1 rRNA gene is annotated in these 2,125 nt (G+C 45.4%); it reads left to right on the top strand.

The features are described from left to right. Positions 1 to 416: 416 nt before the first annotated feature. A 16S ribosomal RNA gene (locus tag ACFX5F_RS16175) occupies positions 417 to 1,930 on the top strand. Positions 1,931 to 2,125: the final 195 nt, after the last annotated feature.

The following is a 2,125-nucleotide window of genomic DNA, read 5'->3' as shown; positions in this document are numbered from 1 at the left end:
GAATTTATTTTCAAAAAAAAGATTTACAAAAGCTTGTGAGATTGGAAAACGGATGTTACATTTGCACCCCGCAAAACAAGCAAAGTTCCTTGACAAACTGATAAGAAAACGAGAAGAAAAAGAAAATAAAAATTTTCTAAAAAAACTTCAAAAATTTCTTGCCAGTTAAGAAAAGAAGTTGCACTTTTGCACCCGCTTTGAGAGACACTTTAAGTAGTGCGAATCAAAGTGAGAAACTGAAATAAATTCAGTTTAAAAACAAGAAGAACACGTTCCTAGACATATTGAATTGACAGCCGTCTCGTCCGAAAGACGAGACAAATAATAAAGAGTAATAGAATCGAAAGATTTGAAAAAACCACTAGAACTTCAGTCACATAAACAAAGAGACCAGATTTATCTGGCCTCAACAATATACGATGAAGAGTTTGATCCTGGCTCAGGATGAACGCTAGCGGCAGGCTTAACACATGCAAGTCGAGGGGTATAGGTTTTCGGACCTAGAGACCGGCGCACGGGTGCGTAACGCGTATGCAATCTACCTTTCACAGAGGGATAGCCCAGAGAAATTTGGATTAATACCTCATAGTATATAGACCTGGCATCAGGATTATATTAAAGTCACAACGGTGAAAGATGAGCATGCGTCCCATTAGCTAGTTGGTATGGTAACGGCATACCAAGGCTACGATGGGTAGGGGTCCTGAGAGGGAGATCCCCCACACTGGTACTGAGACACGGACCAGACTCCTACGGGAGGCAGCAGTGAGGAATATTGGACAATGGGCGCAAGCCTGATCCAGCCATGCCGCGTGCAGGATGACGGTCCTATGGATTGTAAACTGCTTTTGTACAGGAAGAAACCCTTTCACGTGTGGAAGATTGACGGTACTGTAAGAATAAGGATCGGCTAACTCCGTGCCAGCAGCCGCGGTAATACGGAGGATCCAAGCGTTATCCGGAATCATTGGGTTTAAAGGGTCCGTAGGCGGTCAGATAAGTCAGTGGTGAAAGCCCATCGCTCAACGGTGGAACGGCCATTGATACTGTCTGACTTGAATTATTAGGAAGTAACTAGAATATGTAGTGTAGCGGTGAAATGCTTAGAGATTACATGGAATACCAATTGCGAAGGCAGGTTACTACTAATTGATTGACGCTGATGGACGAAAGCGTGGGTAGCGAACAGGATTAGATACCCTGGTAGTCCACGCCGTAAACGATGGATACTAGCTGTTGGGCGCAAGTTCAGTGGCTAAGCGAAAGTGATAAGTATCCCACCTGGGGAGTACGTTCGCAAGAATGAAACTCAAAGGAATTGACGGGGGCCCGCACAAGCGGTGGAGCATGTGGTTTAATTCGATGATACGCGAGGAACCTTACCAAGGCTTAAATGTAGATTGACCGGTTTGGAAACAGACTTTTCGCAAGACAATTTACAAGGTGCTGCATGGTTGTCGTCAGCTCGTGCCGTGAGGTGTCAGGTTAAGTCCTATAACGAGCGCAACCCCTGTCGTTAGTTGCCAGCGAGTCATGTCGGGAACTCTAACGAGACTGCCAGTGCAAACTGAGAGGAAGGTGGGGATGACGTCAAATCATCACGGCCCTTACGCCTTGGGCTACACACGTGCTACAATGGCCGGTACAGAGAGCAGCCACTGGGTGACCAGGAGCGAATCTACAAAACCGGTCACAGTTCGGATCGGAGTCTGCAACTCGACTCCGTGAAGCTGGAATCGCTAGTAATCGGATATCAGCCATGATCCGGTGAATACGTTCCCGGGCCTTGTACACACCGCCCGTCAAGCCATGGAAGCTGGGGGTGCCTGAAGTCGGTGACCGCAAGGAGCTGCCTAGGGTAAAACTGGTAACTAGGGCTAAGTCGTAACAAGGTAGCCGTACCGGAAGGTGCGGCTGGAACACCTCCTTTCTAGAGCCTTAGTGTTAGTAGCAATACACGCTAGGGAAAGAAGACGAAAAGTTAAAGTGGAAACAAATAAAGACATTATATTACTCTTGCTGTTAGTTCAAATAATACAATTTAAGTTAAAGATAAAGATTTAGTATTGTTGATATCGAAATACTGCTTTTAGATTTACATCTAAAATCAAGAATCGTAAATCTG

The sequence above is a fragment of the Flavobacterium zhoui genome, from assembly GCF_042787235.1.
Classification (GTDB): Bacteria; Bacteroidota; Bacteroidia; order Flavobacteriales; family Flavobacteriaceae; genus Flavobacterium; species Flavobacterium zhoui.
Note: the sequence above shows the minus strand (reverse complement) of the source record. Positions and strands in the feature narration are given on the sequence as shown.